This window comes from Streptomyces sp. NPDC047117, assembly GCF_040643545.1.
Lineage (GTDB): Bacteria > Actinomycetota > Actinomycetes > Streptomycetales > Streptomycetaceae > Streptomyces.
In genome coordinates this window covers 19,821-44,128 of the sequence record NZ_JBEYUN010000027.1, presented here as the reverse complement: position 1 = coordinate 44,128, position 24,308 = coordinate 19,821, and the positions used below count along the sequence as shown (strand labels likewise).

24 protein-coding genes are annotated in these 24,308 nt (G+C 71.9%); 6 read left to right on the top strand and 18 right to left on the bottom strand.

Going from position 1 to position 24,308, the window contains the following annotated elements; genetic code table 11:
- Positions 1 to 96 precede the first annotated feature (96 nt).
- Positions 97 to 1,920, bottom strand: a complete 1,824-nt coding sequence (gene ggt, locus ABZ840_RS34530) for a gamma-glutamyltransferase (protein WP_361566951.1) — start codon at positions 1,918 to 1,920, stop codon at positions 97 to 99.
- Positions 1,921 to 2,078: 158 nt separating this feature from the next.
- Between ggt and ABZ840_RS34525 the strand changes: the two genes are divergently transcribed.
- Positions 2,079 to 2,822 carry a hypothetical protein gene (locus ABZ840_RS34525; protein ID WP_361566949.1) on the top strand — a complete coding sequence of 248 codons (744 nt, stop codon included), beginning with the start codon at positions 2,079 to 2,081 and terminating at the stop codon, positions 2,820 to 2,822.
- Positions 2,823 to 2,942: 120 nt separating this feature from the next.
- Complete coding sequence (locus ABZ840_RS34520; protein ID WP_361566946.1) at positions 2,943 to 4,523, top strand: CocE/NonD family hydrolase; 1,581 nt, start codon at positions 2,943 to 2,945, stop codon at positions 4,521 to 4,523.
- A 22-nt stretch (positions 4,524 to 4,545) separates the two neighbouring features.
- On the opposite strand, the gene ABZ840_RS34515 is transcribed toward ABZ840_RS34520, so the two are convergent.
- Genes ABZ840_RS34515 through ABZ840_RS34500 form a run of 4 tightly spaced genes read right to left on the bottom strand, consistent with a single transcriptional unit; the run spans position 4,546 to position 7,735 of the window.
- Positions 4,546 to 5,403 (bottom strand): amino acid ABC transporter permease, encoded by an 858-nt coding sequence (locus ABZ840_RS34515; protein ID WP_361566944.1) that lies wholly within the window; start codon positions 5,401 to 5,403, stop codon positions 4,546 to 4,548.
- On the bottom strand, positions 5,400 to 6,044 hold the full coding sequence (locus tag ABZ840_RS34510; RefSeq protein ID WP_361566941.1) for an amino acid ABC transporter permease: 645 nt from the start codon (positions 6,042 to 6,044) through the stop codon (positions 5,400 to 5,402). Before ABZ840_RS34510 ends, ABZ840_RS34515 begins: the two co-directional genes overlap by 4 nt.
- A 17-nt stretch (positions 6,045 to 6,061) precedes the next feature.
- Positions 6,062 to 6,985, bottom strand: a complete 924-nt coding sequence (locus tag ABZ840_RS34505) for a glutamate ABC transporter substrate-binding protein (protein ID WP_361566939.1) — start codon at positions 6,983 to 6,985, stop codon at positions 6,062 to 6,064.
- A gap of 6 nt (positions 6,986 to 6,991) precedes the next feature.
- Positions 6,992 to 7,735 carry an amino acid ABC transporter ATP-binding protein gene (locus ABZ840_RS34500; protein WP_361566936.1) on the bottom strand — a complete coding sequence of 248 codons (744 nt, stop codon included), beginning with the start codon at positions 7,733 to 7,735 and terminating at the stop codon, positions 6,992 to 6,994.
- 177 nt (positions 7,736 to 7,912) lie between these two features.
- Here ABZ840_RS34500 and ABZ840_RS34495 point away from each other — a divergent pair, with 177 nt between their 5' ends.
- The gene (locus tag ABZ840_RS34495; protein WP_361566934.1) at positions 7,913 to 8,668 is read left to right on the top strand and encodes a GntR family transcriptional regulator; all 756 of its coding nucleotides are present in this window, start codon (positions 7,913 to 7,915) and stop codon (positions 8,666 to 8,668) included.
- A gap of 37 nt (positions 8,669 to 8,705) precedes the next feature.
- Here the strand turns inward: ABZ840_RS34495 and ABZ840_RS34490 are convergent, their stop codons facing one another.
- Entirely contained in the window at positions 8,706 to 9,128 is a 423-nt protein-coding gene (locus ABZ840_RS34490; RefSeq protein WP_361566932.1) for a DUF6278 family protein, read from the bottom strand.
- A 182-nt stretch (positions 9,129 to 9,310) separates the two neighbouring features.
- On the opposite strand from ABZ840_RS34490, the gene ABZ840_RS34485 reads away from it, so the two are divergent.
- Positions 9,311 to 11,101, top strand: coding sequence for an SGNH/GDSL hydrolase family protein (locus ABZ840_RS34485; RefSeq protein WP_361566930.1), 1,791 nt, complete (start codon positions 9,311 to 9,313; stop codon positions 11,099 to 11,101).
- A gap of 40 nt (positions 11,102 to 11,141) precedes the next feature.
- On the opposite strand, the gene ABZ840_RS34480 is transcribed toward ABZ840_RS34485, so the two are convergent.
- From ABZ840_RS34480 to ABZ840_RS34450, 7 genes are all read right to left on the bottom strand, one after another.
- Positions 11,142 to 11,921 carry an exodeoxyribonuclease III gene (locus tag ABZ840_RS34480; protein WP_361566927.1) on the bottom strand — a complete coding sequence of 260 codons (780 nt, stop codon included), beginning with the start codon at positions 11,919 to 11,921 and terminating at the stop codon, positions 11,142 to 11,144.
- Positions 11,922 to 11,960: 39 nt separating this feature from the next.
- Complete coding sequence (locus ABZ840_RS34475; RefSeq protein WP_361566924.1) at positions 11,961 to 12,602, bottom strand: MBL fold metallo-hydrolase; 642 nt, start codon at positions 12,600 to 12,602, stop codon at positions 11,961 to 11,963.
- A gap of 62 nt (positions 12,603 to 12,664) precedes the next feature.
- Positions 12,665 to 13,951 carry an alpha/beta fold hydrolase gene (locus ABZ840_RS34470; protein ID WP_361566921.1) on the bottom strand — a complete coding sequence of 429 codons (1,287 nt, stop codon included), beginning with the start codon at positions 13,949 to 13,951 and terminating at the stop codon, positions 12,665 to 12,667.
- Positions 13,952 to 14,161: 210 nt separating this feature from the next.
- Positions 14,162 to 14,800, bottom strand: coding sequence for a hypothetical protein (locus tag ABZ840_RS34465; RefSeq protein ID WP_361566918.1), 639 nt, complete (start codon positions 14,798 to 14,800; stop codon positions 14,162 to 14,164).
- Positions 14,801 to 14,820: 20 nt separating this feature from the next.
- On the bottom strand, positions 14,821 to 15,942 hold the full coding sequence (locus ABZ840_RS34460; protein ID WP_361566915.1) for an ROK family glucokinase: 1,122 nt from the start codon (positions 15,940 to 15,942) through the stop codon (positions 14,821 to 14,823).
- 205 nt (positions 15,943 to 16,147) lie between these two features.
- Positions 16,148 to 17,338, bottom strand: a complete 1,191-nt coding sequence (locus ABZ840_RS34455) for a globin domain-containing protein (protein ID WP_361566912.1) — start codon at positions 17,336 to 17,338, stop codon at positions 16,148 to 16,150.
- Between the two features lie 92 nt (positions 17,339 to 17,430).
- The gene (locus ABZ840_RS34450) at positions 17,431 to 17,874 is read right to left on the bottom strand and encodes an Rrf2 family transcriptional regulator (protein ID WP_361566909.1); all 444 of its coding nucleotides are present in this window, start codon (positions 17,872 to 17,874) and stop codon (positions 17,431 to 17,433) included.
- A 335-nt stretch (positions 17,875 to 18,209) separates the two neighbouring features.
- Between ABZ840_RS34450 and ABZ840_RS34445 the strand changes: the two genes are divergently transcribed.
- Entirely contained in the window at positions 18,210 to 18,443 is a 234-nt protein-coding gene (locus ABZ840_RS34445; RefSeq protein WP_361566906.1) for a chaplin, read from the top strand.
- 51 nt (positions 18,444 to 18,494) lie between these two features.
- On the opposite strand, the gene ABZ840_RS34440 is transcribed toward ABZ840_RS34445, so the two are convergent.
- A complete protein-coding gene (locus ABZ840_RS34440; RefSeq protein WP_361566903.1) occupies positions 18,495 to 19,145 on the bottom strand; it encodes a hypothetical protein in 651 nt (216 codons plus the stop codon).
- A gap of 163 nt (positions 19,146 to 19,308) precedes the next feature.
- Here ABZ840_RS34440 and ABZ840_RS34435 point away from each other — a divergent pair, with 163 nt between their 5' ends.
- Positions 19,309 to 20,067: an MBL fold metallo-hydrolase gene (locus ABZ840_RS34435; RefSeq protein WP_361566900.1), complete on the top strand. Its 759-nt coding sequence runs from the start codon at positions 19,309 to 19,311 to the stop codon at positions 20,065 to 20,067.
- A gap of 52 nt (positions 20,068 to 20,119) precedes the next feature.
- On the opposite strand, the gene ABZ840_RS34430 is transcribed toward ABZ840_RS34435, so the two are convergent.
- From ABZ840_RS34430 to ABZ840_RS34415, 4 genes are all read right to left on the bottom strand, one after another.
- Positions 20,120 to 21,103 carry an NADP-dependent oxidoreductase gene (locus ABZ840_RS34430; RefSeq protein ID WP_361566897.1) on the bottom strand — a complete coding sequence of 328 codons (984 nt, stop codon included), beginning with the start codon at positions 21,101 to 21,103 and terminating at the stop codon, positions 20,120 to 20,122.
- Positions 21,104 to 21,261: 158 nt separating this feature from the next.
- Complete coding sequence (locus tag ABZ840_RS34425) at positions 21,262 to 22,110, bottom strand: ATP-binding cassette domain-containing protein (protein WP_361566894.1); 849 nt, start codon at positions 22,108 to 22,110, stop codon at positions 21,262 to 21,264.
- Complete coding sequence (locus tag ABZ840_RS34420) at positions 22,107 to 23,177, bottom strand: ABC transporter permease (RefSeq protein WP_361566892.1); 1,071 nt, start codon at positions 23,175 to 23,177, stop codon at positions 22,107 to 22,109. The genes ABZ840_RS34425 and ABZ840_RS34420 overlap by 4 nt, the downstream gene beginning before the upstream one ends.
- Positions 23,174 to 24,187, bottom strand: a complete 1,014-nt coding sequence (locus ABZ840_RS34415) for a sugar ABC transporter substrate-binding protein (RefSeq protein ID WP_361566889.1) — start codon at positions 24,185 to 24,187, stop codon at positions 23,174 to 23,176. Before ABZ840_RS34415 ends, ABZ840_RS34420 begins: the two co-directional genes overlap by 4 nt.
- Positions 24,188 to 24,308 lie beyond the last annotated feature (121 nt).

The following is a 24,308-nucleotide window of genomic DNA, read 5'->3' as shown; positions in this document are numbered from 1 at the left end:
TTCCGACAGAGGGGCGCAGAGTAACCACGTGTTCGAGCCGGTATCAACCGTCTCCGGCACGTCGAGGCGGGCCGGAGACGGCTGTTCCGTATACGGTCAGCGGCCGTTCGCGTGGCCGTGCGGGTGGACGACCATGGCCGAGCCGCCGCCGCGGCGCACCTTCTCGGCGGCCGCGAGCCAGCGGCCGTCCTTCAGCCGCTGGACACCGGTGGCCGCGCCGATCTCGGGGTTCTCCTTGAAGGAGTGGCCGAGGGCCTCCAGTTCCTTGCGCAGCTTGCTGTCGTACAGCGCCGGTTCGAGTTCGGTCTGCGCGGCGTTGCGCTGGCTGGCGCGGGGCGCGGCGATGGCGTCGACCAGCGGCAGGCCGCGGTCGAGGTGGCCGAGAAGCGTCTGCAGAACTGTCGTGATGATGGTGGCTCCGCCGGGCGAGCCGACGGCCAGTACCGGCTTGCCGTGGTCGAGGACGACGGTGGGCGAGATGGAGGAGCGGGGGCGCTTGGCGGGCCCGGGGAGGTTCGGGTCGGGGACGCCGGGGGCCGCCGGGGTGAAGGAGAAGTCGGTGAGTTCGTTGTTGAGGAGGAAGCCGCGCCCGGGGACGGTGATGCCGCTGCCGCCGGTCTGCTCGATGGTGAGGGTGTAGGCGACGACGTTGCCCCACTTGTCGGCGGCGGTGAGGTGAGTGGTGTTCTCCCCCTCGTACGTCGTCGGCGCGGCCTTTCCGCCGTCCGCGCAGGGCTTCGGGTCGCGCGGATCACCGGGCGCCACGGGGCTCTTGAGCACCGCGTCGTCCTTGATCAGGCAGGCGCGCGAGTCGGCGAACCTCTGCGAGGTCAGCTCCTTGGTGGGCACCTTCTCCTGGGACGGGTCGCCGACCCAGCGCCCGCGGTCGGCGAACGCGATCCGGCTGGCCTCGATGTAGCGGTGCAGGTACTGCTTCTCGCTCAGCTTCGCTACGTCGTGGTTCTCCAGGATGTTGAGCGCCTCGGCCACGCTCGTGCCGCCGGAGGAGGAGGGGGCCATGCCGTAGACGTCGAGGCCGCGGTACTTCGTCTTCGTCGGCGCCTGCACCTTGGTCTCGTACGCGTCCAGGTCCGCGGCGGTCAGGTCGCCGGGCCGCACCTTACGGGTGGCGCCCTCCCGTACGGGCGGCTGCTCGACGGTGCGGGTGATGTCCTCACCCAGCCGTCCGCGGTACAGCGCGTCCACGCCCTTCTTCGCCAACTCGTCGTAGGTGCGGGCGAGATCGCGGTTGTGCAGGGTGGAACCGACGGCCGGGGGCTGCCCGCCGGGCAGGAACAGCTTCGCGCTCGCGGGGAAGTCGCGGAACCGGTCGGCGTTGTCGGCGGTCTGCTTCCGGAAGGTCTCGTCGACGGTGAAGCCGTCGCGGGCGATCCGGGTGGCGGGCGCGAGGACCTGGCCCAGGGAGCGGCTGCCCCACTTGTCCAGGGCCGTGTCCCAGGTGGCGGGGGTGCCGGGGGTGCCGACGCTCAGGCCGCTGGTGACGGCCTCACTGAAGGGGACCGGCTTGCCGTTCTCCAGGAAGAGGTCCTTGCCGGCGGTGAGCGGCGCGGTCTCGCGGCCGTCGATCGTCTGCACGGAGCGCTTCTTGGCGTTGTAGTAGACGAAGTAGCCGCCGCCCCCGATGCCGGCGGAGTACGGCTCGGTGACGCCCAGGGCGGCCGCGGTGGCGACCGCGGCGTCCACGGCGTTGCCGCCCTTCTTCAGCACCTCGATACCGGCCGCCGAGGCGTCGGGGTCGACGCTGGAGACCGCGCCGCCGGAGCCCACCGCCACCGGGGACTTGGCCGGGGGGTCGGTCGCGGGGGCAGCCGTGGGCCGGGCACTGGCCGGTACGGAGGCCAGCGAACCGGCCAGCACGGCCGTCACGGCCAGTACCGACAGGCGTCGGACATGCGTCATCTCTGCCATCCCTCCATCGGACCCTCCAGCGAATTCGCGTCAGGGGCCGGAGCCTACCCGCGGCCTCTCGGCCGCGACAGGGCGACGAACCAGGACAACCGCACCAGTACCCGGCCGCCCCTCGATGCCCACCCGAACGGCCGCTACCCTCCCGGCCCATGGACAACCCCCTCCTCCCCGCCATCGTCGCCGCCGCCGCGCTGCTCCTCGGTCTCGCGGGCGGCTGGGCCTTACGGTCCGCCGCCGCCAGCCGCCGACTGGCCCGCGAGCGCGCCTTCTTCGGGCTGCCGGACGGCGCCGAGTGCGTCCTGGTCACCCACCGGGACAGTTCCTCGGCGCACTGGAGCATCCCGCGCCACGACGCCCTGGCGATGCTCGGGCTCGCCTCGGTGATCGAGAACTGCGGGGCGCACGCCGAGGTCGCGCCGCACGACACCGGGCTCCAGGGCTTCGGCGCCCGCACGGAGTTCTGTGTCGGCGACCCGACCGCGCACCGGCGGCTCGCCGCCCACCTGGCCAATCTGCTGCCGGGCGTGCAGGTGCAGCCGGGCGACGCGTCGGGCGCCGGGCGCGGCACGTTCACCATCGGTGGCACGAGCTACGCGATGGAGCCGGGCGCCGTGGAGTACGTACTGCTGGCGCGGCTGACGGCGGGTGAGGGCGGCCGGCCGGTGTTCCTGGCGGCGGGCCAGCGGCCGGTCACGCACCGCGCGGCCGTCCGCCACCTCGTGCGCAACCGGGCGCGGCTGGCCCGAAAACACGGCCCGGAGGGGCAGTTCTGCCTGCTGCTGAAGGTGGTCAACTCCCAGTCGTACGGGCCGGACATGGTGGAGCAGGTCGCGGACGTGACCAAGGCGGCGGTGGCGCAGGCCGCGGGGAAGGCGGCGGTGAAGGCGCCATGAGATCTTTACGCTTGCGTAACCTACCGACGGGTTACCTTCGGTAATGACCTCACCTTACTCTCCAGTCACTTAATACACCGACCCCTCCGGTGTACCCCCACGCCGAGACTGGAGCAGTAGATGACGCCCTCCCGCACGACGCTGCGCGCCGCGATCGGTACCGTCTCCGCGGCCGTTCTCGCCACCACCCTGACCGCCACGGCCCCCGCGGCCCAGGCGGCCCCGGCCGCCGCCACCGCCCCCGCCTCGGTGAAGTTCGTCGACATCGAGGGCGACGGCGGGATCACGCTCAAGGCCAACGTCTTCACGCCCGGCGACGCCGACGGGAGCAAGCGGTACCCGGTGATCGTGCTGCCCACCAGCTGGGGCATGCCGCAGATCGAGTACGTGGCGCAGGCCAAGAAGCTGGCGGACTCCGGGTACGTCGTCGTCGGCTACAACTCGCGCGGCTTCTGGCAGTCCGGCGGGAACATCGAGACCGCGGGCCCGCAGGACGTCGCCGACGCCCGCAAGGTCGTCGACTGGGCACTGGCCCACACCCCGGCCGACCCGGACAAGGTGGGTATGGCCGGAGTGAGTTACGGCGCCGGGATCTCCCTGCTGGCCTCGGCCTTCGACCCGCGCATCAAGGCGGTCGGGGCACTCAGCGGCTGGGCGAACCTGATCGACTCCATCTACAGCGGACGGACCCAGCACGCCCAGGCCGCCGGGCTGCTGGCCGGCGCGGGCCAGATCACCGGGCGGCCCAGCGCCGAGCTCCAGACGATCATGAAGGACTTCCTCGGCTCGAACCTGGCCAAGGAGGACGAGATGATCGCGTGGGGCAAGAAGCGCTCCGCCGCGACCTACCTGGACCGGATCAACAAGAACGGCGCTGCCATCATGCTCGGCAACGCCTGGGGCGACTCGATCTTCCCGCCGAACCAGTACGCCGACTTCTTCGAGAAGCTCACGGGGCCCAAGCGGCTGGAGTTCCGGCCCGGCGACCACGCCACGGCCGAGGCCACCGGCCTGCTCGGGCTGCCCAACGACGCCTGGACCGACACCAAGCGCTGGTTCGACCACTACCTGAAGGGCGCCGACAACGGCGTCGACCGCGAGTCCCCGGTGCAGCTCAAGTCCCGCTCCACCGGCGCGTACGAGGGGTACGCGAGCTGGAAGGACGTGCCCTCGGCACAGCGGCGCATCCCGCTGAACGGCACCCACGAGATCGCCACCAACCGCGACAGCGGCGCGAACGGCGGCACGATCTTCCTCTCCAGCATGCTGGACCAGTTCTTCAAGGTCCCGCCGATGGCGTCCATCCCGCTGCTGCCCCGCTCCGCCACGGCCGTCTGGCAGTCCGAGCGGTACGAGACCCAGCAGCGGGTGCGCGGCACGGCGAAGCTGCACACCACGCTCACCAGCACCGCCGAGAGCGGCACCGCCGTCGCCCACCTCTACGACGTCGGCCCGCTCGGCACCGGCAAGCTCGTCACCCACGCGCCGTTCACCTTCCACGACAAGCAGCCGGGCACGCCCTTCGCCATGGACCTGGACCTCTTCTCCACCGCGTACGACGTGCCCGCCGGGCACCGGCTGGCGCTCGTCGTGGACTCCGTCGACCCGCTCTACATCGAGCACAACCCCGACGGCGCGAAGCTCACCTTCTCCTCGCCGGCCGGCGACCCGTCGTGGGTGTCGGTGCCGGTGCGGGACTGACCGCGCGGCACCGCCGGGCGGGTCACTGCTGCGGCCCGCCCGGCAGCAGCGTGCCCGGCTCGGCGGCCCCGACCTCGCCCTCGACCTTCGGGTTGCGCCGCTGCCGCTTGCCGACCCAGTTGGCCAGCCAGGAGAGCAGCATGCACATCCCGATGTAGATGGGCGAGATGACCAGCACGACGGGGATGAACGGCAGGTCGTAGTCGAGGTTGGAGGCGATCAGCTTGCCGGCGTGCAGGAACTCCTCGTAGGTGATCAGGAAGCCGAGCGAGGTGTCCTTCAGCGCGACGACCAGCTGGCTGATGATCGTGGGCAGCATGGCGCGCACCGCCTGCGGGACCAGTACGTGCGTCATGACCTGCGTCTTGCGCATGCCCAGCGCGTACGCCGCCTCGTGCTGGCCGCGCTCGACGGAGTGCACGCCCGCGCGGAAGACCTCGGCGAGCACCGAGCCGTTGTAGAGCGTCAGGCCGACCACCAGCGCGGTCAGCGGCTCGGCCTGCAGCGCCACATAGATGAAGAAGATCATCACCAGTACGGGCATGGCACGGAAGAACTCCACCAGCAGGGTGCTCAGCCAGCGGACGGGCCGGTGCCAGGAGAGCCGGCCGGCGGCCAGCACTGTGCCCAGCACCAGCGAGAGCACCGCCGCGACGGCGAACGCCTTGAGCGTGTTGCCCAGCCCCTCGAGCAGCAGCTCCTGGATGCCCCGGTACTCGAAGGGCGTCCACTTCTGCCCCTCGAACTGCCCCGTGTCGTACAGCAGGTAGCAGGCCCAGGCGAGCAGCGCGAGGATCACCACGGTCGCCACGGCCCCGTAGAGGCGGTGGCGGGCGCGGGTTCTCGGGCCCGGGACGTCGTACAGGGCGGTGCTGCTCATCGGGCGACTCCCCAGCGCTTCTCCAGCACGTTGAACAGCGCGCTGATGGTCAGGGTCACGATCAGATAGCCGACGGCGATCCAGATGAAGGACCAGATGATGCTGTAGCCCAGCTCGTTGAGGGTCTTGTAGGTGCCGAGCAGCTCGACGACGCTGAAGGAGCCCGCGATCGCGGAGTTCTTGGCCAGCGCGATCAGCGTGGAGCCGACGGGCGGGATGACCGTACGGAACGCCTGCGGCAGCACCACCGTGCCCAGCGTCTGACCGAACGTCATGCCCAGGCTCCTGGCCGCCTCCCCCTGCCCCACGGGCACGGTGTTGATGCCGGAGCGCACCGCCTCGCAGATGAAGGCCGAGGTGTAGCAGCCGAGGGCGAGGATCGCGAAGACGTTGAAGGGCAGGGCCAGGCCGAAGCGCGGCAGGCCGAGCAGGACGGCGAAGAACAGCAGGGTGAGCGGGGTGTTGCGGAGCACCGTCACCCACACCGTGCCGAAGACGCGCAGCGAGCCGACCGGGGCGACCCGGAAGCCCGCCATGATCACGCCGAGCACGAGGGCGAGCAGCGAGGCGAAGACGGTGAGCTCGACGGTGCCGAGCATGCCCTTGCCGTAGAGGGACCAGTTGTGGGTCAGTACGTCCATGGGTGTCGGGGGCTCCCTCAGCTCACCGTGTAGCGGTCGATCCTGGGCGGCTTCGGCGCGGGCACTCCGGAGAGCCCGAGGGTGGCGTCGTAGGCCTTCTTCCAGTTGCCGTCCTTCTGGTCGGCGGCGAGCGCGTCGTCCATCGCGAAGCGCAGCGCGGGGTCCTTCAGCGGGACGCCGACGCCGTAGGGCTCCTCGGAGAACGGCTTGCCGACGAGCTTCATCTCGTCGGGCGCCTTGGCGGCGTAGCCGAGCAGGATCGCGTCGTCGGTGGTGACCGCGTCGACCTGGAAGGTGAGCAGATTGTCGACGCAGACGGAGTAGGTGTCGTACGCGACGAGCACGGCCTTGGGGTAGTCGGCCTTGATGCGCTGGTACGGGGTGGAGCCCGCGGCGGAGCAGACCCGCTTGCCGGCCAGGTCCTTCGGGCCCTTGATGTCCTTCTCGTCCTTGCGCACCAGCAGGCCCTGGCCCGCCATGTAGTACGGCCCCGCGAAGCCGACCTGCTTCTTGCGCAGGTCGTTGATGGTGTACGTGCCGACGTAGTAGTCGATCTGGCCGTTCTGCAGGGCGGTCTCGCGGTTGGCCGAGGCGATCGTCTTGTAGGCGATGCCCTTGGGGTCGAAGCCGAGCGCGGCGGAGAGCATCTTGGCGATCTCGATGTCGAAGCCGCGGTACTCGCCGGAGGCCGGGTCGCGTTCGCCCAGGTAGGGCTGGTCCTCCTTGACGCCGACGACGAAGTGGCCGCGGCGCTTGGCCTTCTGCCAGGTGGGCGAGTCGGGCAGCTGGAAGCGGGTCTGTACGGGGTAGTCCGGCAGCTCGTCGCCGCGCGGCCCCTTGGCGGGCGGGCTGCCGGGCTTGCCGCAGGCGGCGGCGAGGACGGCGAGCAGGGCGAGAAGCAGAGCCGCTGCGGCCCGTGGGAACGTCTTCACTGCGGTCACCCCGCTTCAGTGCTTGAGGATCTTGGAGAGGAAGTCCTTGGCGCGGTCGCTCTCCGGAGCCGTGAAGAAGTCCTCGGGAGTGCGGTCCTCGACGATGCAGCCGTCCGCCATGAAGACCACGCGGTTGGCGGCCGACCGGGCGAAGCCCATCTCGTGGGTGATGACGACCATCGTCATGCCGTCCCGGGCGAGCTGCCGCATCACCTCCAGCACCTCGTTGATCATCTCCGGGTCGAGCGCGGAGGTCGGCTCGTCGAAGAGGAGCGCCTTGGGATCCATGGCCAGCGCGCGGGCGATGGCCACGCGCTGCTGCTGGCCGCCGGAGAGCTGGGCCGGGTACTTGTCGGCGTGCGAGGCGAGCCCGACCCGGTCCAGGAGTTCGCGGGCCCGCTGCTCGGCCCCCTCCTTCCTCTTCTTCCGCACCTTCATCGGCGCGAGCGCCACGTTGGCGAGCACCGTCTTGTGCGCGAAGAGGTTGAAGGACTGGAAGACCATGCCGACGTCGGCGCGCAGCCGGGCCAGCTCGCGGCCCTCCTCGGGGAGCGGGCGGCCGTCCAGCGAGATGGTGCCGGACTGGATCGGTTCGAGGCGGTTGATCGTGCGGCAGAGGGTCGACTTGCCGGAGCCGGAGGGGCCGATGACGACGACCACCTCGCCGCGGCCGACGGTGAGGTCGATGTCCTGAAGGACGTGGAGTTTCCCGTAGTACTTGTTGACCCTGCGCATCTCGATCAGCGCGTCACCGGCCATATGCAGCCCTGCTCACTCTCGTCCGTACCAGCGGAGATCTCGCAAACTACCCCAAATAACGCTGACCGGGCGATCGAGGACACGCCCGGAGCGGCACCGGGCATTCCCCCCAGCAGCCTGCAATTCCCCGGAGCCCCTAGGTACACAGAACGCGCCTGCGTACCTAGCCTGTCGGGCATGGGTGAGCACCGGCCTGTCTTCCAGCGCATCGCCGACGACCTGCGGCGGCAGATCGACGAGGGCGCCCTCGCGGTCGGCGCCCGCATCCCCTCCCGCGCCGAGCTGAAGCGCGCGTACGAGGCCAGCGACCAGACCGTGGACCGGGCGGTGCGGCTGCTGAAGACGGCGGGGTACGCGGAAGGGCAGTTCGGGCGCGGGGTGTTCGTCGCGGACCGGGCACCGCTGGGTACCCTGCTGCGCTCCACCGGCGCGGTCGATTCACCCTTCGCGGCCAGCATCACCCTTGCGAAGTATCCGGACGGCACGCCGTTGACGTGGGAGGCGACTTCCACGACGGTGCCGGCGACGGCACCGGTGGCCCGGCGGCTGCGGATCGCGCAGGGCGAGACGGTGGTGTGTTCCCAGTACGAGTACCTCGCCGACCGCCAGCCGGTGCAGCTCGCGACCAGCTGGGAGCCGCTGGCCATCACCGACGGCACGGACGTGGTGTTCCCCGAGTGCGGGCCCTACGCCCGCCGCGGCGTGCGCGGACGGATGGCGGCCATCGGCATCCGGGTGGTGCGCGCCGAGGAGCGGGTCGGCTCCCGCTCGGCCTCCAGCCCCGAGGCGGAGTCCCTGGGCTGCCCGCCGGGCAGCTGCGTCACGGTGGTCGAGCGCACCCACTTCGACGCGGACGGACGCCCGGTGGAGACCTCGGACATCGTCGTACGGGCCGACCGCTGGCGGCTGGCGTACGACATCGCGTTCGTCTAGGGCCGCTCGTTCGGACCGTGCCGGGCCCGCGGGCCGCTCAGCTGCCGGCGACCTCGCTGTAGAGCCGGGAGAGTTCGGGGGCGCCGCTGGCCGCCCACTCCATGCCCGCGGCCACGACGTCCACCTCGCGCCCGGACGGCATCCGCACCACGGGCTGCCCGTCGGGCCACATCTTCCAGGCGGCGCCCTGCACCGTGCGCACGAGCACGGTGCCGAGGTAGAGGCCGGCGTCGTTACCGAGCCAGGGCTCCACCTCCGGGTCCTCCCGCCAGACCGGACGCAGCTGATCCAGGTCGGCCAACGACCGCGGGGAGTCGTCCAGTTCCACGCCTTCCGACTCGGCCTGGGCACGCAGCAGCTCGCACTCCGACAGCAGTTCGGCGGTGGCCTCGGGGTCGACGTTCACCCCGCCGGGGGCCACGGGGTGCTTGCGCCACTTGTCCAGGAAAGACATGTTCATGTAGTGCAGCGTCCCACTCCCACCCGGGCAGCGGCCACAGGCGCGCGGTGCCCGGGTCATCCGGTCGTCACTCCGTGCTTCCTTGACGCTCCCCGTCCGCCTCTCTACGTTCATGGCGCTCGTGTCGGCTCGACCGGATCACGCTCATCCCCTGGCTCACCCGCCACCCAAGGAGACGACTGATGCGCGTACGACCATGGGGCACCACCGTTCCGCTCGCTCTCGCCCTCACGGTCGCGGGAACCGCCGTTCCGGCGACCGCCGCCGACCCCCAAACCACCGCCTCGCCACAGCCGTTGGCGAGACTCTTCGACAACACCGCGGTCAGCGACGACACCAGAGCCGGCGGCGCCGACTTCGACGGCGCCGGCAACTCCCTCTCGGCCCAGGACCTCGCCGCGGCCGGCTGGACGCCCGGCCGCTCGCTGGACCTCGACGCGACCCGGCTGACCTGGCCGCACACCGCCCACGGCAAACACGACAACGTACGCGCCGACGGCCAGGCGGTCCGGCTCTCCGGACAGGGCACCGCGCTGACCTTCCTCGTCGCCGCGACCGGCGGGGACGTCACCGGCACCGGCACGGTCCAGTACCGGGACGGCTCGCGCAGCACGTACGAACTGACCGCGCCGGACTGGCGGACGGGCCCGCTCAGCACGAAGGCGGTGGCCCTCCCCCACCTGAACTCCGCGACCGGACAGCGCACCGAGACGGTCCGGCTGTACGCGGTGACGGTGCCGGTCGGCGCCGGCCGACAGGTCCGCTCGGTCACCCTCCCCGAGGACCCGGGCCCCGACCGTGACCTGCACGTCTTCTCGGCGGCACTGCGCCGCGACACCCCCGGCTGGACCGGCAGTTGGGCCGCCAGCAGCGCCGGTTACACCAAGGTCGGGCCGTGGCGGGACCAGACGCTGCGGCTCGTGGTGCACGCGGGCGCCGGCGGCCGGCAGGCCCGCATCCGGCTGGAGAACACCTTCGCGGCCACGCCCGTCGACATCGGCGCGGCGAGCGTCGCCGTCCAGGGCAGCGGCGCGCAGGCGGCCGGCAAGCCCGTACCGCTCACCTTCGGCGGCAAGCGCGCCACCCGCATCCCCGCCGGGGCGCAGGCCTTCAGCGACCCCGTCCGCTTCACCGTCCCCGCCGACACCAACCTCCTGGTGAGCTTCCACCTCGCGGGCCCGGTCGGCGCGGCGCCCGTGCACAAGGAAGCCATCCAGCAGTCGTACGTGAGCGCGGTCGGCAGCGGCGACCGCACCCGCGACGCGGGTGCGGCGGCCTACACCGGCACCCTCACCACCTGGCCGTTCCTCTCCGGTGTCGACGTCACCGGCGGACCCGGGTCGATCGTGGCGCTCGGCGACTCGATCACCGACGGCGTGAAGTCCACCAGCGGCGCCAACCGGCGCTGGCCCGACGTCCTCGCGCGCCGCTTCCAGCAGCAGAACGCGCTGCCCAAGTACGGCGTGATCAACCACGGCATCTCGGCGAACCGCATCGTCACCGACCGCTACAAGGGCGACGGCATCAGCACCGACACCGGGGGCGTCAGCGCCCAGCACCGGCTGGAGCGGGACGTGCTGGCGCAGACCTCGGCCCGTACCGTCGTGGTCTTCGAGGGCATCAACGACGTGCGGTCCGGGACCTCGGCGGCCGAGGTGATCGAGGGCCTGCGGAACATCGCCCGGCGGGCCCACGAGCGGGGGCTGCGGGTGGTGGCCGCGACGGTCGCGCCCTGCGAGGGGTACGCCGACTGCTACCCGGAGGTCGACCAGCGGCGGCAGGCGGTCAACGCGTTCATCCGGAACAGCGGCGGCGCCGTGGACGCCGTACTGGACTTCGACGCGGTGATCCGCGACCCGCAGCGGCCGCAGCGGATGCTGCCCGCCTACGACAGCGGCGACCACCTGCACCCCGGCGACGAGGGGCTGAAGGCGCTCGCCGAATCGGTGGAGCTGCGCGAGCTCGTGCCGTGAGGCGGCGGGCGGGGCATCGTGCGGCGCCCCGCCCGGGACCTCACACGTCCAGGTCGACGACCACCGGGGCGTGGTCCGAGGCGCCCTTGCCCTTGCGCTCCTCGCGGTCGACGTAGGAGTCCGAGACGGCCTTGGCGAACGGCTCGTTGCCGTACACCAGGTCGATGCGCATGCCGCGGTTCTTCGGGAAGCAGAGCTGGCGGTAGTCCCAGTACGTGAAGGGGTGGTCGTACTTCAGGGGGCGCGGCACGACGTCGGTCAGGCCGGCGCCGCGCAGGTCGGCGAGGGCGGCGCGCTCGGCCGGGGTGACGTGCGTGGCGCCCTCGAAGGCGGCGAGGTCGTAGACGTCGTCGTCGGTCGGCGCGACGTTGTAGTCGCCCAGCACCGCGAACGGGCGGCTGCCCGCCGCGTCGCCCGCGACCGCGGCCTTCAGCGCCTCGAACCACTGGAGCTTGTAGGCGTAGTGCGGGTGGTCGACCTCACGGCCGTTGGGGACGTACACCGACCAGACGCGGGCCGGGCCGCAGGTGGCGGAGACGGCGCGCGGCTCCGCCACGCCGTCGTACGTCGGGTCGCCGGGCAGGCCCTCGACCACGTCCTCCAGGCCCACCTTGGAGAGGATGGCCACGCCGTTCCACCGGCCCGTGGCGTTCACCGCGGCCTCGTACCCCAGCTCGCGCAGCTCGTCGAAGGGGAACTGCTCCTTGGAGCACTTGGTCTCCTGCACGCACAGCACGTCCGTGCCGGTGTTCTCCAGCCAGGCCAGCAGCCGGGGAAGGCGGGCGGTGATCGAATTGACGTTCCAGGTCGCGATGCGCATGAGTGCCAACCTACCGCCCGCCTCCGACAGCCGCCGTCCTCAGCCCAGCGACTCGGCCTGACCAGGGGTGAGGCGGCCGTGGTCGGCGCCGCCGAGCCGGCCGATCATGCGGTCGTAGATCGGCCGGGCGTGCTCCTGGAGCAGGCTGTCGTGGACGTCGATGGCGCGCCGCGGCCGGACCTCGCGCACGTAGTCGATGACCTCGGAGACCTTGTTCCAGGGCGCGTGCACGGGCAGCAGCAGGGTGTCGACCGGGCGGCCCGGGACGGTGAGCGCGTCGCCGGGGTGGAAGACCGAGCCGTCGACGAAGTAGCCGACGTTGGTGACCCGCGGGATGTCGGGGTGGATCACGGCGTGCAGCTGCCCGTGCACCTCGACCTCGAAGCCCGCGGCGGTGAAGACGTCGCCCTCGCCGACGGTGTGCACCCGGCCGGGGAACGCGGCCGAGATCTGCTCGGCGACCGAGGCCAGGGTCCAGATCTCGGCGGCCGGGTTCGCGTCCATGGCGGCCCGCAGCCGGTCCTCGGCGAAGTGGTCGGGGTGCTCGTGGGTGATCAGGATCGCGTCCGCGCCGACGGCCGCGTCCTCCTCGCTGAAACCACCGGGATCGATGACCAGCGTCCGCCCGTCCTTGGCCAGCCGGACACAGGCGTGGGTCTTCTTGGTGAGTTCGAGTTCCATGCCCCCATCCTGCCGCGCGGACCTGTGCGGCAGGCGGACCGGAGGGGCCAGGACACCGGCTCTCAGTCCTCCGGCGTGGTCTCCTCGCGGATGACGCGCTGGGCGGCCTTGAAGGCGGCGCTCGCGGCCGGCATGCCGGAGTAGACCGCGGTGTGGATCAGAGTCTCCTTGATCTCCGCCGGGGTGAGGCCGTTGCGGAGCGCGGCACGGACGTGGACGGCCAGGTCGTCCAGGTGGCCGCTGGTGACCAGCGCGGTGAGCGTGATGACGCTGCGGGTGCGGCGGTCCAGGCCGGAGCGGGTCCACACCTCGCCCCAGGTGTTGCGGGTGACGAAGTCCTGGAAGTCGCCGGTGAAGTCGTCGGCGGCGGCCTCGGCGCGGTCCACGTACGCGTCGCCCAGCACCTCGCGGCGGACCTTCATGCCCGCTTCGTAGGAGCCGGTGCGCACCATCTCCGGCTGCTCGGCGGCCGGCTCGATGGCCACGGCCGGCGGCTGGGGCTGCGGCTGCGGCGGGGCCGGGTCGAGGACCGGCTTGGGCGGGGTGGCGCCGAGCGCCGCCTGCCCGGCCGGCTTGTCCTGCCAGGCGGTGGAGAAGTGCCGGATGAGCAGCTCGGTGACGGCGGACGGCTGCTCGACCGGGGCGAGGTGCGAGGTGCCGGGCACCAGGGCGAGACCCGCGTCCTGTATGCCGGCGACGAGGGTGCGGGCGTCGGCGGTCGGGGTGACCAGGTCCTCGGAGCCCACGACGACGAGGGTGGGCGCGGAGATCCTGCCGAGTTCGCTCCGGATGTCGAAGGCGGCCAGCGCCTCGCAGGCGGCGATGTAGCAGCCGGGGTCGGTGGTGCGCACCATCTGCACGGCCCACTCGATGATGGCGGGCTGGGCGGCGGCGAAGCCGGGCGTGAACCACCGCTCGGGCGCGGAGCGGGCGATCGGGTCGAGGCCGTTGGTACGGATCACCACGCCGCGCTGCCGCCAGGCGTCGGCGGTACCGAAGCGGGGCGAGGCCGAGACCAGCGCGAGCGAGGTGAGGCGCTGGGGGTGGGCGAGCGCGAGCTGGGCGCCGATGGCCGAGCCCATGGCACAGCCGGCATAGCCGAAGCGGTCCACGCCGAGGCCGTCGAGGGTGGCGATCACGCGGTCGGCGAGCTCGGCGACCGAGGCGGCGGGATACGCGGGCGATCCGCCGTGCCCCGGCAGGTCGAAACGGATGACGCGCCACTGGCGGGTCAGTTCGGGTATCTGCCGGTCCCACATGTGCCAGGTGGTGCCCAGTGAGGCACCCAGGACAAGTACGGGCGCGTCGTCGGGGCCGTCGATCCGGTGCTGCAGGGTCTTCTCGCTCACCCGGCCACGCTACCCAATCAAACCGCCCACTCCTGACACCCGGGTCAGCAATCGGACGCCGTTCCGGCCTGAAGAGTCGGTCATGGCGGCGGATTCGGCTCATAACCGGCTGGCCCGGAACGCCCGACTGTGATCCGGTCGGCGTTCTCCATCAGAGTTTCGCCACCGGAACCCGTCCGTCCGGGCCGTGCGACGCGGCCGGCCGCCGCCTCAGAACCGGGTCGTGGAGAGCACGTACACCACGGGATGGCCGTCCTCGGCGAAGTCGACCGTGATCCGCTGCGTGGGCCGCGGCGCCTTCTGCTTGTGGACCATGCCCGCGTAGCCGTCCCCGATCGAGAAGTCCCACTTGACCCGCTTCGCCTGCTCCGGCGAGATCGTGACGGCGTCCTTCTTCAGGTCGGCGCGGGTGCGTCCGTAGTTCTTCAGGAACTGGTCCAGGCCGTCCTGGGAGGTACGGAACGTCACGTACAGCGAGCTGGTCTTGAAGGAGTTGGTCTCGAAGAAGGCGACCGGGTACGAGTAGGCCGGTATCCGCACGTCGTAGATGCGCCGCTGCACCTTCGAGGGCCAGTGCCAGGTGAGCCCCGCCATGGCCGCCCGCTCCTCCTTCTCCTGGCCGCTGTCGCGGCTCTGCGCTGCGGAGATCGCGAGGTAGCCGGCCGGGATGGCGATCAGCAGGAAGACGACGAACCCGGTGAGCCAGCGGCGGCGCCGGCTCGGCGGCGGCGCGTGCGCCCCGCCCTCCGGGGCGGCGGGCCCGCCGGGGCCCGAGGGGCCGGACGGCCCGGGGCTGCCCGGGTCGTCGGCGGACTCGGCGCGGTCGGGGCGCTCGGGGTGCTCGCTCACGGGAGCCTGTTCCACGTCGGTCATCGGCGGCCGGCCCGTTCATAGCGTTCGTAGCGCTCGACCCGGCGGCGGTTGGCGCGGCGGAAGCGGCGGGCCACCAGCCGCGCGAGGTCGGCGGCGCCGACCATGCCGGCCTCGGGGCCGAGCTGGGCCAGGGCGATCCGGGCCTCGGGGCGGTAGCCGCGGCCCGTGAGGGTGCGCCGGAAGGCGTCCCGGGCCGGGCCGAGCAGCAGGTCGTCGGCGGCGCTGACGCCACCGCCGATGACGAAGCAGGACGGGTCGAGGGCGGCGGCGAGGTTGGCGATGCCCACGCCCAGCCACTGGCCGATCTCGGCGAACAGCTCGACGCACATCGCGTCGCCCTCACGGGCCAGCTCGGTGATCAGCGGCCCGGTGATGTCCGGGATGTGCCCGCCGACCCGCTCGATCATGTTGTACGCGACCGGGGAGTCGGCGGCGGCCAGCTCGCGGGCCTCGCGGACCAGCGCGTTGCCGGAGCTGTACTGCTCCCAGCAGCCGCGGTTGCCGCACGGGCAGCGGTGCCCCGCCGGCACCACCTGCATGTGCCCGAACTCACCGGCCACGCCGTACTTGCCGCGCTTGACCTGGCCGTCCTCCAGGATCGCGCCGCCGATGCCGGTACCGAGCGTGATCATCACGAGGTGGTCCTCGTTGCGCCCGGCGCCGAAGCGCCACTCTGCCCAGGCCGCGGTGTTCGCGTCGTTGTCCACCATGACGGGGACGGCGAGGCGGCCCGCGAGGCGCTCGCGCAGCGGCTCGTTGCGCCAGTTCAGGTGCGGGGCGAAGAGGACCCGGCTGCGGTCGGCGTCGACCCAGCCGGCCGCGCCGATGCCCACGGCGTGCACGTCGTGCCGGTCGGAGAGGTCCAGCACCAGTTCGGTGATGGTGTCCTCGACCACCTTCGGGCTCTTGGACTTGTCCGGCGTCTCGGTGCGGACCTTCTCCAGGATGTTCCCGTCGGCGTCCACCACGCCCGCCATGACCTTCGTCCCGCCGATGTCGATACCGACGGTGGGCACGCGGGGCGCGCTGAGGTGCGAACGGCGTTCCCGGGTGCCGACCGTGCGCAGCACGGTCGCCCGCGCCGATCCACGGTGCACCCTGTCCCGGTACGTACTCATGCTCGGCTCGTCACGTCCTGTGCGATGTCGGGAGGCCATGGCCTCGGGTCACGTCCGGGCAGGCGCAGCCCACCCGCCGTGCGATTGTGCATCAAAGCCGCCCTACGGCGCACCGCAACCCTCTGACCTGTGGGCTTTCTCAAAGTCCGGGGTTTGCGGGAACCATGCCCGCCGGTGCGCCGCGGCCTGCTCCGACGGCCGCCGGTCAGTCCTGGCCGAGCCAGAGGTCGGGGCCGAAGACCTCGTAGTGCACCGCCTCGGCGGGGACCCCGCGGCTCAGCAGGTCACCGCGGACGGCGCGCAGGAAGGGCAGCGGGCCACAGAGGTAGGCGGCCAGCCCCTCCGGCAGGGCCAGGCCCGCGACGGTGGGGCGGCCCTGCGCGGCCTCGGGCGCGGCGTCGCCGGGCTCCTCGTACCAGAGGTGCAGCTCGGCGGCGGGGAGCGAGCGGACCAGTGCGCGCAGCTCGTCCCGGTGGGCGTGGCCGGCCGGGGTCCGGTCGCCGTGCAGCACGACCACCGGGCGGGTGGCCCCGGTGGCGGCGAGATGGCCGAGAATCGCCAGTACGGGGGTGGTCCCGATGCCGGCGGAGGCCAGCAGCAGCGGCCCGTCACCCTCCGGCAGCACCACGTCACCGAAGGGCCGGGAGACGGAGAGGACGTCGCCGGGGCGCGCGTGCGCGTGCAGCCAGGAGGAGACCTCGCCCGCCGGGTCGCCCGCGGCGCGCTTGACGGTGATCCGCCACTGCGGGCCGCCGGGCGCGGCGGACAGGCTGTACTGGCGGATCTGGCGCGCGCCGTCCGGCAGCTCCACCTGGACGCTGACGTACTGGCCGGGGGCGAAGGGGGCGGCGGGGCCGCCGTCGGCGGGCCGCAGGAGGAAGGAGACCGCGTCGGGGGTCTCCTCGCGCCGCTCGGTGATCTCCATGGGCCGCCAGGTGGCGCCCTCGGGGACGCCGGCCTCCTGGTAGAGGCGGGTCTCGGTGGCGATCAGGGCGTTGGCCATCAGCCAGTAGACCTCGTCCCAGGCCGCGGCAACCTCGGGGGTGACAGCGTCACCGAGCACCTCGGCGATGGCCGCGAAGAGGTGCTGGTGAACGAGTTTGTACTGCTCGGAGGTGATGCCGAGGGAGGCGTGCTTGTGGGCGATGCGGCCGAGCAGCGCGTCGGGGCGGGCGTCGGGGCGCTCCAGGAGCAGGCCCGCGAAGGCCGCGATCGAGCCGGCGAGGGCCTGCTGCTGCTCGCCGGTGGCCTGGTTCCCGCGGTTGAAGAGGTCGCGCAGCAGCTCCGGCCGGTCGGCGAAGAGCTTGCGGTAGAAGAGCTCGGTGATCTCACCGATGGCCGCGCCGACCGAGGGCAGGGTGGCGCGGACGACGGGGCGGGACTGTTCCGAGAGCACGACGACTCCTTAATTCGCTTTTTAAATTCGCATTTATCTGCGCGCGTGGCCGCATCGCTGCGGTGGCACTGCAGGGCCGCGCCGCCCCCGGATCACTCCGGCGGGCGGCCCGCGAGACCGACGAGCACGGGGCCGGTCGGCGAGGAGACCAGATCGGTCACGGTGACCGGGTCGAGGGTGGCGTAGAAGGCTTCCTGCGCCTCGCGCAGCGCGCGCCGCAGCCGGCAGGCGCCGCGCAGCGGACAGGGCGCGTCCCCCTCGCAGGTCACCACCTCGCCCGGACCCTCCAACTCACGTACCAGCCAGCCGATCGACGCCCGCCGGCCGAGTGCGGTGAGCCCGAGCCCGCCGCCGCGGCCCCGGCGGGCCTCGACCACGCCGAGGTGCTGGAGACGGGTGACGGCCTTCGCCGTGTGGGTGTACGGAACGTTCATCGCGTCCGCGACCTCACGGGTGGTCGGGTACGCGTCCTCTTCGGAGACCGCCAGGCGCATCACGGCTCGGAGCGCGAGGTCGGTGAACTTCGTCAGCCGCACCCTCGTACGCTACCAAATACATATATAAGAATCGTCTTAGGGGCGTGTGACGTCGAGTGCACCATTTCCCCCTGTCTCCGCACCGGCGGGCGGCGGGACGACCGGACGGCGGGATGGCCGGTGGCGGCGACCCGGGGAGTACGGAGAAGTCCGGGCACGAGGGGTACGAACTCGCCCAACGGGACTGTCCTTCGGTTGGGGGAGTCGACGAAAGTGCAGGTCACAGACGTTTTTTCGGGCGGTGTGCCCCTGACGGACGAACCCGGCGGGCCGCAGCGGCGGAGTTGGGTTCTGATGGGAGCCGTTGATGTTCCGCCCTCTGTGAGGAGAACGCTATGCGCATCCGTACCACCGCAGCCGCGGCCGTCCTGGCCACTGCCGCCATCGTCGGTGGCGCCGGCGCCGCCGCCGCCGACTCGGGCGCTCAGGGAAGCAGCAGCCACTCGCCGGGTGTCGTGTCCGGCAACACGATCCAGGTGCCGCTGCACGTGCCGATCAACGTCTGCGGCACGGGCGTCCACGTGGTCTCGCTGCTCAACCCCACGAGTGGGCAGTGCGCCAACAAGTGACGTAACCGCAGTACCCCTCCTGGTGCCGGCCCCCTCGGGGGCCGGCACCCCTTACTTTTCCGGAGCGCCGTACCAGCGCCACTCCGTACGCCGCGGGAGGCCGGGCAGCTCCGTGCGGCCCGTGCACCACAGCAACGCGGCCCAGCGGTCCGGGCTCTCGGGGGCGTCCGGGAAGAGCCGGCCCAGCGCCCGGTCGCACAGGTCCGCCGGCGGCGTCCAGTCCAGGCCGAGCCCCGCGGCGATGTCGTGCACATGGACCAGCGTCTCGACGACCCCCATCGCCGCGAACCCCTCGGGATCCGACACCCCGAAGACATGGAAGGCGCGCTTGTCCGGCGACGCCGTACGCACGACGGCCGTCAGGATCGCGCCGCTCGCCTCCAGCAGCACGAGGAGTCCGGCCGGGCCCGCCGCGCGGTCGGCGAAGAACGCGTTCCCCGGGCCACCGGGCCGTGCCTGCGCCCACTGCAACGGCACGTGCGTGTCCACCGGCGGGACGTCCGGGCCCAGTTGGGCGGCGTAGCAGAAGAGGTCGTCGGCGAGGTGCTCGGTGGTCTCCCAGCAGTCCCACTCCAGGGCGCCGGCCGGCACGCTCCAATCGGCGGTGGCCGCCTCGCGCAGAGTGGTGACGGCCAGCCGGACGGCCTGCTCGACGTCGGCGGCGGTGACGGGGCCGGGGGAAGTTCCGGGGCTGTCGGACATGCCCGGACGGTACCAACGATCACCCGTAGGGAGTACGTGTTTTACCGGCCGTCAGGTGGACGGCCGGGCGCGCACCGTCCCGGTTACCGCGTCGCCGGCCGGACGTCTAGGCTCGGGAGATTGCAAGATCCATACGGCCTTCGGGGCGAGGAAGGGGCGGGCGATGCGCGACGACGCGCTCGTGCAGGTCGGCACCGGTACGTATCTGGTGCACGGCTCGAACACCAACTGGGTGATCCTGGAGGACGGCGACGCCGTGACGCTGGTGGACACCGGCTACCCCGGTGACCACGACCAGGTGGTCGCGTCGCTGGCCGCGCTGGGCCACCGGCCGGCCGCCGTGGCGGCGATCCTCGTCACCCACGCGCACAGCGACCACATCGGCTCGGCCGACCGGTTCGCGCGCGAGCACAAGGTGCCGGTGCTGATGCACGAGGCGGAGGTGCCGCACGCGCGGCGCGAGTTCCTGCATCAGGTGGCGGTGGGCGACGTACTGAAGAACGCCTGGCGGCCCGGCGTCCTCCCGTGGCTCGTGCACGCCGTGCGGTCGGGCGGCCTCACGGACGTGAAGATGACCGACCCGCAGCCGTTCCCGAAGGACGGGGCGCTGGACCTGCCGGGCCGCCCCGTGCCCGTGCACACGCCGGGGCACACCGGCGGGCACTGCGCGTACCACCTGCCGGCGGTCGGCGCGCTGATCACCGGCGACGGGCTGGTGTCCGGCCACCCCACCTCGCGGCTGCGCGGCCCGCAGCTGCTCCCCCGGATGTTCGACACCGACCGCGCGCGGGCGCTGGAGTCGCTGGCGATCGTGGAGAAGCTGGAGGCCGACGTCGTCCTGCCCGGACACGGTCCGGTGCACCGGGGCGAGGCCGCGGCGGCGGCGCGGCACGCCAGGGAGCTGGAGCTGTCGAAGCGCTGACGCACCCCGCTGACGCACCGCGCGGCCGCCGCCCCGACCGGGCGCCGGGCGCTCAGCCGCTGACGCGCAGAACGAGCTTGCCGCGGGTACGGCCCGCCTCGCCGCGGCGGTGCGCCTCGGCCGCGTGCTCCAGCGGGAGCACGTCCTCCACCTCGGCCTTCACCACGCCTTCGTCGATCAGCTCGGCGATCCGGGTGAGCGCCGCGCCGTCCGGCTCCACGAGGAAGCCGCACGCCTGCAGCCCCAGCTGGCGGGCGGTGTCCACCAGTTCGGGCGCGACGCCGGAGGGCACGGCGATCAGCAGGCCGCCGGAGCGGAGCGTGCCCAGCGACCGGGTGCTGGTGTCGTCCTTGTCGTCGCCGACCAGGTCGATGACGACGTCGGCCTCGCTCACCACCTCCTCGAAGCGGACGGCGGTGTAGTCGACCAGCTCGTCGGCGCCCAGGCCGCGCAGCCAGTCGTGCTTAGCGGCGCTCGCCGTGCCGATGACATGGGCCCCGAGGTACTTGGCGAACTGCACGGCGAAGTGGCCGACGCCGCCGGCGGCCGCGTGGATCAGCACCCGCTGCCCGGCCGTCACCTGCGCCGCGTCGACCAGCGTCTGCCAGGCGGTGAGCGCGGCGAGCGGCACCGCGGCGGCGTGCTCGTGGTCCAGCAGCGCGGGCTTGCGGGCGAAGTGCCGGGAGGGGGCCGTGACGTACTCCGCGTACGCGGCGGCCTGGCGCGGGAACCACGGCATGCCGTACACCTCGTCGCCCACGGCGAGGGTGTGCACGCCGAACCCGACCTCCTCGACCACGCCGGAGACGTCCCAGCCCACGGTGAACGGCGGGTCACCGAGCACGGCCGCCATGCCGCCGCCCTGACGGGTCTTCCAGTCCACCGGGTTCACGCCCGCGGCATGCACGCGTACGAGCACCTCGGTCGGCAGCGGCACGGGCCGCGGCACCTCGGTCATCCGCAGCACATCGGGCCCGCCGAGTGCGTCCTGGCTGATCGCGCGCATGGTGTTCTCGCCGCTCGGGGCGCTGGTCATCTCGGGCCTCCTGTGCGTGGGCGGTACGGGGCGGGCGCCGCGACGTGCGACCGCCCGCACCGTGAAGCTACCGCCGGGAACCGGTGCCCCCGCGGAAGCCGCCCCGCGCGCCGCTCCCGTACCGCGTTCTCGTACCGCGCTCCGGGCCCGGGAACCGCTCAGTGCCGGGGGTGACCGCCCAGATGCTCCGGTGCGGGGGCGCGCTCCAGTTCGTGGCTGAGCTGTTCCAGCTCACTGCCGCCCGCCATCTGGCGGGTCAGCTCCTCCAGCGCGATCTCCGACTTCAGGTGGCTGCCCGCCATGGTGCCGCGCTTGAGGAGGACGAAGCGGTCGCCGACGAGGTAGGCGTGGTGCGGGTTGTGGGTGATCAGGACGACGCCGAGGCCCGCGTCCCGGGCGGCGGCGACGTACTTGAGGACCACGCCGGACTGCTTGACGCCGAGCGCGGCGGTCGGCTCGTCCAGGACGAGGACCTTGGCACCGAAGTAGACGGCGCGGGCGATGGCCACGCACTGCCGCTCGCCGCCGGAGAGGGTGCCGATGGGCTGGTCCACGTCGCGCAGGTCGATACCCATCCGCAGCAGCTCGGACCGGGTGATCTCGCGCATCGCGCGGGCGTCGAGGTGCTTGAAGGGGCCGAAGCCCTTGGTCGGCTCGGAGCCGAGGAAGAAGTTCCGCCAGACCGGCATCAGGGGGACGACGGCAAGGTCCTGGTAGACGGTGGCGATGCCGCGGTCCAGGGCCTCGCGCGGGGAGGAGAGCCGGGCGTCCTCGCCCTCGATGGTGAAGGCGCCGGCGTCGTGCTGGTGCAGCCCCGCGATGATCTTGATGAGGGTGGACTTGCCGGCGCCGTTGTCGCCGAGGACGCAGGAGATCTCCCCCGGGTGCACCTCCAGCGAGACGCCTTCGAGGGCCTTGACGTTGCCGTAGAACTTGCTGACGTCGCGCAGCTCGACGAGCGGCGTACGGGATTCCGTGCCGGGGTCACGGTCGGTCGCGGTACTCATTTGCTCGCCTCCGCGCGCTTGCGGACCCAGGCGTTCAGCAGCGTGGCGAGCAGCAGCATCGCCCCGAGGAAGAACTTGTACCAGTCCGGGTTCCACTGGGCGTACACGATGCCCTTGCTGGTCATGCCGAAGATGAAGGCGCCGACCGCGGCGCCGATGGCCGACCCGTAGCCGCCGGTCATCAGGCAGCCGCCGACGGCCGCCGCGATGATGTAGAGGAATTCGTTGCCGACGCCGTCGCCCGACTGGATCGCGTCGTAGGAGAACAGCAGGTGCTGCCCCGAGATCCAGGCGGCGAAGGCGACGCCCATGTACAGGCCGATCTTGGTCTTGGTGACCGGGACGCCGACCGCGCGGGCCGCGTCCGCGTTGCCGCCCACCGCGAAGATCCAGTTGCCGACGCGGGTGCGCAGCAGGATCCAGGTGGCGAGGGCGATCAGCGCGAGCCACCAGACGATCGTGACCTGGATGTCCACGCCGCCGATGGTGAGGTGGGAGGCGAAGAGGACCCGCGCCGACTCGAAGCCCTCCATGTCGGCGATGGTCTTCGTGGAGACCGTGCCGCTGATCAGCTTGGTGAAGCCGAGGTTCAGGCCGGTCAGCATGAAGAACGTGCCGAGCGTGATGATGAAGCTGGGCAGCTTCGTACGGGTCAGCAGGAAGCCGTTGAAGACCCCGATGGCGAGGGTGACCAGCAGGGACACCCCGACGCCCACCCAGGTGTTGGCGGTCATCTGGTAGCTGAACATCGACGAGACCAGCGCGGAGCTGACGACCATTACGCCGGCCGACAGGTCGAACTCGCCGCCGATCATCAGCAGCGCGACCGGTACGGCCATGATGCCGATCGTCGAGGAGGCGTAGAGCACCGTCGAAAGGCTGTCGGCCTGGAGGAAGGTGTTCGCCGCGAACGAGAAGAACACGAAGACGGCGATCGCGCCGACCACCGCGCCCAGCTCGGGGCGGCCCATCAGGCGGCGGGCGAGCGAGCGGTGCACGAGGCGCTCGTCCGGGCCGCCGGCCGGCTTCGTGTCGTGCGGTTCCGCGGGGGGCGCTGCGGTGCTCATCGGGTCCCCCGCTTCGTGTATTCGGCCAGCGCGCCGGCGTCCTTCTTGGTGACCACCTGGGGTCCGGTGAGCACGGGACGGCCGCCGCCGAGGACGTCGGAGTTGTACTTGTACAGCCAGAGCAGGTCCACCGCCTGGTAGCCCTGGAGGTAGGGCTGCTGGTCGACGGCGAAGCCCAGGGAGCCGTCCTTCAGACCGTCGGCGACCTGCGCGTTCAGGTCGAAGGTGTCGATCTCGGCCGTGCTGTTCGCCTGTTCCTTGGCCTTCACGGCGGTGGGCGCGAAGGGCGCGCCCAGCGTGACCACGGAGTCGATCTTCGGGTCGGCCTGGAGCTGGGACTCGATGGAGGACTGTACGTCGGGCATGTTGGTGCCCTCCACGTACAGCCGCTTCAGCTTGCCGTCGAAGGTCTTCTCGGCGCCGTCGCAGCGCTGCTCGTGGCCGACGTTGCCCTGCTCGTGCAGGACGCACAGCGCCTTCTTCCGGTGCCGCTTGTTCAGCTCCTCGCCGACCGCCTCGCCGGCGATCGACTCGTCCTGGCCGATGTGCGACAGCGCGCCGTACTTCTCGGAGACCTCGGAGCCGGAGTTCACGGTGATCACCGGGATGCCGGCCTTCTCGGCCTTGGCGAGCGCGCCCTTCATGGCGTCCGGCTTGGCGAGCGTGACGATCAGCCCGTCGACCTTCTGGTCGATGTAGGACTGCACGAGCTGCGCCTGGCGGCTGCCCTCCTCGTCGTGCCCGTAGACGAACTTGATGTTGTCCTTGGCGGCCGCCTGCTTGGCGCCGTTCTGCACGATGTCCCAGAAGGTGTCGCCGTCGCCCGAGTGGCTGACCATCGCGAAGGTCCACTTCGGGGTGTTCACGGCCGCCCGGCCGCCGGCCACCTGCGCCTCGCGCGCCTCCTCGGCCCGCTTGCCGCCGGTGGCGCTGCAGCCCGCCAGGGCCAGGCCGAGCACCCCTGCCAGCACCGCGCCGAGCGCGCGTGCCCCTGTCCGAACCCTTGCCACGAGGTCGTGCCCTTCTCGTTGGATCGCTGAATCGATGGGATCCCGCGGATCTCACTGTCCGTAGTCATTTCCCGGGTCCGACGGGTCGGACCCAACCGCCAAGTATCCGTTATGCCTGTTC

Bases quoted from the DNA above. Each gene is read 5' to 3' on its own strand.
- ABZ840_RS34425 (WP_361566894.1), bottom strand. From the start codon at position 22,110: ATGAGTACCGCGACCGACCGTGACCCCGGCACGGAATCCCGTACGCCG.
- ABZ840_RS34435 (WP_361566900.1), top strand. From the start codon at position 19,309: ATGCGCGACGACGCGCTCGTGCAGGTCGGCACCGGTACGTATCTGGTG.
- ABZ840_RS34460 (WP_361566915.1), bottom strand. From the start codon at position 15,942: ATGAGTACGTACCGGGACAGGGTGCACCGTGGATCGGCGCGGGCGACC.
- ABZ840_RS34445 (WP_361566906.1), top strand. From the start codon at position 18,210: ATGCGCATCCGTACCACCGCAGCCGCGGCCGTCCTGGCCACTGCCGCC.
- ABZ840_RS34525 (WP_361566949.1), top strand. From the start codon at position 2,079: ATGGACAACCCCCTCCTCCCCGCCATCGTCGCCGCCGCCGCGCTGCTC.
- ABZ840_RS34520 (WP_361566946.1), top strand. From the start codon at position 2,943: ATGACGCCCTCCCGCACGACGCTGCGCGCCGCGATCGGTACCGTCTCC.
- ABZ840_RS34440 (WP_361566903.1), bottom strand. From the start codon at position 19,145: ATGTCCGACAGCCCCGGAACTTCCCCCGGCCCCGTCACCGCCGCCGAC.
- ABZ840_RS34480 (WP_361566927.1), bottom strand. From the start codon at position 11,921: ATGCGCATCGCGACCTGGAACGTCAATTCGATCACCGCCCGCCTTCCC.
- ABZ840_RS34475 (WP_361566924.1), bottom strand. From the start codon at position 12,602: ATGGAACTCGAACTCACCAAGAAGACCCACGCCTGTGTCCGGCTGGCC.
- ABZ840_RS34430 (WP_361566897.1), bottom strand. From the start codon at position 21,103: ATGACCAGCGCCCCGAGCGGCGAGAACACCATGCGCGCGATCAGCCAG.
- ABZ840_RS34420 (WP_361566892.1), bottom strand. From the start codon at position 23,177: ATGAGCACCGCAGCGCCCCCCGCGGAACCGCACGACACGAAGCCGGCC.
- ABZ840_RS34490 (WP_361566932.1), bottom strand. From the start codon at position 9,128: ATGAACATGTCTTTCCTGGACAAGTGGCGCAAGCACCCCGTGGCCCCC.
- ABZ840_RS34500 (WP_361566936.1), bottom strand. From the start codon at position 7,735: ATGGCCGGTGACGCGCTGATCGAGATGCGCAGGGTCAACAAGTACTAC.
- ABZ840_RS34485 (WP_361566930.1), top strand. From the start codon at position 9,311: ATGCGCGTACGACCATGGGGCACCACCGTTCCGCTCGCTCTCGCCCTC.
- ABZ840_RS34495 (WP_361566934.1), top strand. From the start codon at position 7,913: ATGGGTGAGCACCGGCCTGTCTTCCAGCGCATCGCCGACGACCTGCGG.
- ABZ840_RS34515 (WP_361566944.1), bottom strand. From the start codon at position 5,403: ATGAGCAGCACCGCCCTGTACGACGTCCCGGGCCCGAGAACCCGCGCC.
- ABZ840_RS34510 (WP_361566941.1), bottom strand. From the start codon at position 6,044: ATGGACGTACTGACCCACAACTGGTCCCTCTACGGCAAGGGCATGCTC.
- ggt (WP_361566951.1), bottom strand. From the start codon at position 1,920: ATGACGCATGTCCGACGCCTGTCGGTACTGGCCGTGACGGCCGTGCTG.